Origin of the sequence: Corallococcus aberystwythensis (assembly GCF_003612165.1) — a bacterium.
In the GTDB taxonomy this organism is placed as follows: Bacteria; Myxococcota; Myxococcia; order Myxococcales; family Myxococcaceae; genus Corallococcus; species Corallococcus aberystwythensis.
Genome location: NZ_RAWK01000415.1, coordinates 1 through 5,993, shown reverse-complemented (window position 1 = coordinate 5,993; position 5,993 = coordinate 1). Strand labels below are relative to the sequence as shown.

The 5,993-nt window shown below is 71.2% G+C and carries 5 protein-coding genes; 2 read left to right on the top strand and 3 right to left on the bottom strand.

Annotated elements, in window-relative coordinates; all coding sequences use genetic code 11:
• On the top strand, positions 1–450 hold a 450-nt coding region (locus D7W81_RS39270), incomplete at its 5' end, for a Kelch repeat-containing protein (RefSeq protein WP_279637937.1).
• 144 nt (positions 451–594) lie between these two features.
• Entirely contained in the window at positions 595–2,034 is a 1,440-nt protein-coding gene (locus tag D7W81_RS39265; protein WP_120560457.1) for a M24 family metallopeptidase, read from the top strand.
• Between the two features lie 3 nt (positions 2,035–2,037).
• Here D7W81_RS39265 and D7W81_RS39260 read toward each other — a convergent pair whose 3' ends face one another.
• The 3 genes from D7W81_RS39260 to D7W81_RS39250 all read right to left on the bottom strand — a co-directional run bounded on the left by D7W81_RS39260 (position 2,038) and on the right by D7W81_RS39250 (position 5,692).
• On the bottom strand, positions 2,038–3,201 hold the full coding sequence (locus tag D7W81_RS39260) for a cytochrome-c peroxidase (protein ID WP_120560456.1): 1,164 nt from the start codon (positions 3,199–3,201) through the stop codon (positions 2,038–2,040).
• 152 nt (positions 3,202–3,353) lie between these two features.
• A complete protein-coding gene (locus D7W81_RS39255) occupies positions 3,354–3,758 on the bottom strand; it encodes a hypothetical protein (protein ID WP_120560458.1) in 405 nt (134 codons plus the stop codon).
• Between the two features lie 167 nt (positions 3,759–3,925).
• Complete coding sequence (locus tag D7W81_RS39250; RefSeq protein ID WP_120560455.1) at positions 3,926–5,692, bottom strand: S8 family serine peptidase; 1,767 nt, start codon at positions 5,690–5,692, stop codon at positions 3,926–3,928.
• Positions 5,693–5,993: the final 301 nt, after the last annotated feature.

The window sequence follows — 5,993 nt, the reverse complement described above, 5'->3', positions numbered from 1 at the left end:
GTGGGAGGCGCGGCGGGCACGCACCGGCTGGGGCACACGGTGACGCTGCTCCCGGACGGACGCGTGCTGGTGGTGGGAGGCACCACGACGCAGGCGGCGCGAACGGCGGAGGTGTACGTGCCGGAGCGCAACACCTGGGAGCCGGTGGCGGCGCCGGAGGTGCCGCGCGAACACCACGCGACGCTGGTGACGCCGGAGGGAGCGGTGCTGGTGGTGGGCGGCGAGCACTCATCGAGAGGCACGCTGGCCTCCGCGGAGCGCTTCGACCCGGCAAGGGGCACCTGGACACCCGCGCCCACACTGCATGAGCCGCGAGGCGAAGCGGGAGCCCTGTGGCTGCGTCGGGGCACGGTGCTGGTGGTGGGCGGAGTGAACGAGCTGGGCACCCTCGCCACGAGCGAGGAGTACGTCCCCGCCCCGGCCGTGGCCCAGGCCACTCCGGGCGAATAGTCCGGGGGCTTGGGCAGACACTCCACGGATTCAAAGTGAAGCCAGGACAGCGTGTCTGGCTTTCCCTTGAATGACTGACAACGGCGGTTCCCAGCGGCCATTCCGCCGCGCGGCGTGCCGGAGCGCGTGACAGACTGCGCGCCCATGCGCTCCTGGAAACACCTGCTCGTCGTCCCGCTCGTCTGTTCCTCCGCCTGCGCCACCGCGCCCGCCGCCCCGTCGAAGCCCGAGGCCCCGGTCGCCGCCGCCGCGCCTGCTGCTCCCGCCGTGGCTCCCGTGGCCCCCGCCGCGCCGGTGCGCCCCTTCGGCACGCTGCGCGAACAGGCTGCCCGCCAGCAGGCGTGGCTCCAGGAACGGCTGGAGACCGGCGTGCCCCAGCTCATGCGCAAGTACGGCGTGCGCATGTGGGTCGTCCCCATGCGCGAGTACAACGAGGACCCCGTCTTCAAGGCGCTCGTCTCGCCCACCACCTTCTCCGCCCGCCGCCGCACCATCTACGTCTTCTTCGACCGCGGCGGCTCCCAGGGCGTGGAGCGGCTGGCGCTGGGCGGCAGCACCCAGGGCGGCCTCTATGAAGCCCGCCGCGCCCCGATGATGGTGGACCGGGGCGGCTCGCAGCGCGCCGCGGAGCTCCTGGGCCCTGAACAGTGGCTGCTCCTCAAGCAGGTCGTGGAGGAGCGCAAGCCGGACTCCATCGCCATCAACGTGTCCCCCGCCATCGCCTTCGCGGACGGCCTCACCCACGGCGAATACGAAGGCATGGCCCAGGCCCTGGGCCCCACCTGGGTGAAGCGCCTCAAGCCCGCCGGCGGCCTGCCCCTGGACGTGCTCGGCTGGCGCAGCGCCGACGAGGTCCGCTTCTACGCCGACCTCCAGAAGTACGCCTGGAACCTCATCCAGACCGCCTTCTCCAACGCCGTCATCACCCCCGGCACCACCACCCCGCAGGACGTGGAGTGGTGGATGCGCCAGCAACTGGCTGACCAGGGCCTGGACACCTGGTTCCAGCCGGACGTGGACGTGCAGCGCCAGGGCGCCACCGACGAAGGGCTGGGCGACAACCCCGTCATCCAGCGCGGCGACGTGCTCCACTGCGACTTCGGCGTCACCGCGCTGCGCCTCAACACCGACACCCAGCACATGGGCTACGTGCTGCGCGACGGCGAGACGGACGCCCCCGAGGGCCTCAAGGCCGCGCTCAAGGCGTCCAACCGGCTCCAGGACATCGTCAAGGGGGAGATCAAGCCCGGCCGCACCGGCAACGAGGTGCTGCGCGCCTCGCTCACCCGCATGAAGTCGGAAGGCATCAACGGCAGCGTGTACTCACACCCCATTGGCCTGCACGGCCACGGCGCCGGCCCCATGATTGGCATGTGGGACCGCCAGGAGGGCGTGCCCGGCAACGGCGAGCACAAGGTGATGCCCAGCTCCTGGTTCTCCATCGAGCTGCAGGCGACCAGCCCCGTGCCGGAGTGGAAGGACCAGCCCGTGCGCTCCTCCCAGGAGGAGGACGTCGTGGTGGACGCGGAAGGCGCCGTGCACTGGGCCTTCCAGCGTCAGACGTCCTTCCACCTGGTGCGCTGAAGCCTACTTCGCCACGCCCGTCATGGACTTGAGCAGCGTCACCAGCGCCTGCTTCTCCTCGCTGCTCAGGTCCAGCTTGACGATGGTCTCCGTGCGCACGCCCACGAAGCTGCCGTCCGCGTCGCCGCCCTCGTTGTAGAAGTCGACCACGTCCTCCAGCGTCTTCTCCGCGCCGGTGTGCATGTACGGCGCGCTCAGCGCCACGTTGCGCAGGGTGGGCGTGCGGAACGCGCCCTCCACCTCCGTGGGCTTGCTCTGCGCCTGCGCCTTCAGCGTGGACAGCCGCGCCGCGTCCGTGCCGACAGGCGCGTCGCTGTACTTGCCCGCGGCGTTGAACGGCCAGGACACCAGCGCGTCCACCGCGTCCGCCTGCCCGCGCTTCCCCGCGCCGGAGTCCTTCAGCCCCAGGTTGTGGAACTTGTCGTCCGACAGCGAGCGGCCCTTGTGGCACACCACGCACTGGCCCTTGCGCATGAACGTCTTCAGGCCCAGGTACGCCGGGTCCTTCTCCTGCGTGCCGGCCTCCACCGCCTGGAGGAAGCGCCGCACGTCCGCGTCAAAGGGCGCGTCGTTGCGGTTGAGCGTGCGCTGGTACGCCGCCAGCACCTTGCCCACGTTGGCCATCACCCGGTCCGGGTCGGACTCGTCCGCCGGCGCCTTGCCAAACAGCTGCGTGTACGCCGCCGTGTACGTGGGCTCCGCCACCAGCCGTGCGCGCACCACGCCCGCGTCCGAGTCCATCTCGATGGGGTTCGTCAGCGGCAGAATCGCCTGGGACCAGAGCCGGTCCGCCCGCCCGTCCCACATGAACCAGCGGCTGTAGCCCACGTTCAACAGGCTGGGCGGGTTGCGCTCGGACTGGTGGCCTCCACAGCCCTCCGCCGTCGCCGTCTCCACCGTGTAGGACTCGCCCGCGTGGCAGCTCTTGCAGGACACCGTCCCGCAGCGCGACAGCCCGGGGTCCTCGAACAGCCGCTGTCCCAGCGCCGCCGCGTTCGCGTTGTCACCCACCGTGTTGGTGGGGTCCACCTCCGGCTTCGCGCTCTGCGTGTGCAGGGCGCTCAGCTGATCCAGCTCGTCTTCGGTGGGAAAGGGCACTTCGGATTCGCAACCCGACCCCAGCAGGGCCAGGGCGAGCACGGCGGTACGCGGACGGAGACCAGTCATGGGCCGGGGCAGCTTCGCGCCCTTGTGTTCAGCAATCAATGGTCCCTGTCCCCCCGCCGGGCATGCGGCCGTCCACGCAAGAAGGCCGGGGCCCCGGTTTGGGGGGCGCCCGGCCTTCACGCGTGCAGCCCTTCAGCGCAACGTCAGGGGCACTACTCGCAGGCCAGCTTGAAGCTCACCACCGGTGCGGCGAACTTGGCGATCTTCATCTTCGTAGGGCCCGGGGTGACCGTGGGCGCCGCGCCGTTGGCGCACTTGAGGCCCGCGTCCACCGTCAGCTCCACGTTCAGCTCCTTGCCGTCCGGCAGCCCGCTCACGTTGAAGCTGCAACGGTTGTTACGGCTCTGCTTCACCTCACCCCAACCCAGCGCCGCGGAGTTGTCCTCCGTCACCTTCACCCGCACCGACGAGCACGCGTCACCCTGCAGGCCGCTCGCGGGGTACGCGACGCTGCCCGTGACCGTGGCGTTGCCCGAGTGGGCCGCGGCCGCCGCGCCACTCGAAGAGGCGCAACCCGTGGCGGCAACGACCAAAGCGGCAACAGCAATTCGCAACATGGAGATCCTCACTTCAAGATTGAAAGGGTTTTCGCACCGGAGCGGCTTGCCTTCCCGGCAGCTCTCGGTGCGCGCCACGTACAATCCCGGCGCGCTTTCATTCCACGCAGCAGTGCGTTCTCCATTTCGTCACACGGCGCGTTTTTCTGTTCCTCAACATCCGAGCCTCACGGCAGCCGCTGCAGCGCGTGTTGCGCGCGCACCAGTCCGTGACCGAACACGGGGTCGCGGCCCGGCAGGCCCAGGTCGCGCGCGGAGGCCTCCAGGGCGTCGCGAACCTGCTGCGGCGTGAGCTCCGGCCGGGCACTCCAGAGGAGCGCGGCCACGCCGCTCACGTAGGGCGCGGCCATGGAGGTCCCGGACACGTGGGTGTAGTCCACCGGGGCCAGGGACAGCCGCGCGTCCGCGCCCAGCCGCTGGCGCAGCATGGTGCTGGCGGCCTGGTTGACGCTGACGGCGGGGGCCCAGTGGCCGCTGCGCGGCAGGGAGAAGATGTTCACCGCGCCGCCCGCGGGGCCGTCGTCGGAGCCGAAGACGACGGCGCTCGCGCCCTGCTTCATCACGTTGGCCATGGCCAGATCCACGGGCACCGCGCCCGGCCGCACGTAGGCGACGAAGCCGTCGCAGGTGGCCTCCAGGCACGCGTCCAGTGAATCCCCCAGGCCGCAGTCCACCAGCCGCCCGGAGGTGTCGCCCGTGGGCGAATACAGGAGCGAGCGCGACAGGGGGGACGTGTCGTCCACGGACATCTGCGCGAAGGCGCCCAGCCCGCGAGGGAAGGTGGACAGCACGTCCACGCCGGGCGCCACCAGCGCGAGCTCCGTGCCCGCGTTGGAGAAGCTCGCGCGCCGCTCGTTCGCGTCCACCGCACCCACCGCGAGCACGGACGGGTCGGACGCCGGGTACAGCACCGGCCCGCCCTGGTTGCCCGCGGCGGCGACCACCAGCACGCCGTGGTTGCGCAGCGCCTGGAACGCCTCCACGGTGCTGCGGGTGGCCGTGCCTCCGCCCAGGGACAGCGACACGATGCGCGCGCCCTGGTCGTCGCACCACTCCATGGCGGAGAGGACCACGCTCATCTGCGTCTGCCCCTGCAGGTCCAGCACGCGGGCGATGAGCAGCGACGCGTTGGGCGCCACGCCCACCATGCCGCCGGGAGTGTTGCGGGGGCCGGTGGCGCCGCCCTGGCCCATGCGCGCCGCGATGATGCCCGCCACGTGCGTGCCGTGGCCCTGGCCCCACTGGCCCCGGCCGTCCTGGTCGTTCGCGTCGTCGTCCTTGTCCAGGAAGTCGTGGCTGGCCACCACCGCGCCCTGGAACTCCGGGTGCCCCATGTCCAGCCCGCTGTCGATGACGCACACCTTCACGCCCTCGCCCGTGGGCGCGCCCGGGTCCAGCACGCCGTCCCCGTTCGAGTCCCACACCTCCGGGGCCCCCACCAGGCGCAGCCCTTCGGTGTACTCGTCGGCGGGCACGGGAGTGACGGCCTGTGCCTGGCGTGCCAGCCGCGCGAAGGGGCCGGGCGTCAGGCCCTGCGCGCTCCAGATCTGGTCCGCCTCGATGCTCTCCACCAGCTCGCTGCGCTCCAGCACGTAGCGCTCCGTGGGCGTCACGCGCGCGGCCACGGCGGGGATGCTGCGGTAGACGGCGCTCACGTTCGCGCCGGTGCTGGCGGTGAAGCTGGCGCCAGACGCCGTGACGTGCGCGGCCTGCGTGCGGCCCTGCTGGCGGAAGCGGATGATGACCGCCTCGCGTCCGTCCGCGTCCATCCGCGAGGGCTGCTGGTCATCCAGCCCCTGGCGGGCCTCCATCGCTCCGGACATGCCTCCGGCGACGATGCCCGGGCACACCTGCCCCTGCGCGGAGGCGCGCGTGGACGACTCCGGCGCACATGCAGCCAGCGCCAGCAACCCAACGATTCCCCAACGCTTCATGATGCGACTCCTTCCAAGCAGGACGCCCCTCCCGAGGGCGGCCCCCCGCGAGGCGGAGGACCGGGAGGTACCCGCCCCCCTCACCTGGGAAGGAAGCGGCGTGCTGCGAAGAGGGAACGCATCCCCGCGCGGACTCGCATCGTCCCCAAGCCCAGGGGGAGCCCTGGACGTGCGCGGGTGCACAACAGACCTGTTGTCGGGCGGAACACGGGCTCGGGAATTCCGTTGTCTCCGGGACTTTCCATTTTTCGCGCCCGGGGTGCTTTCTCTTATACACATCTGACGCTGCCGACGACTTAAT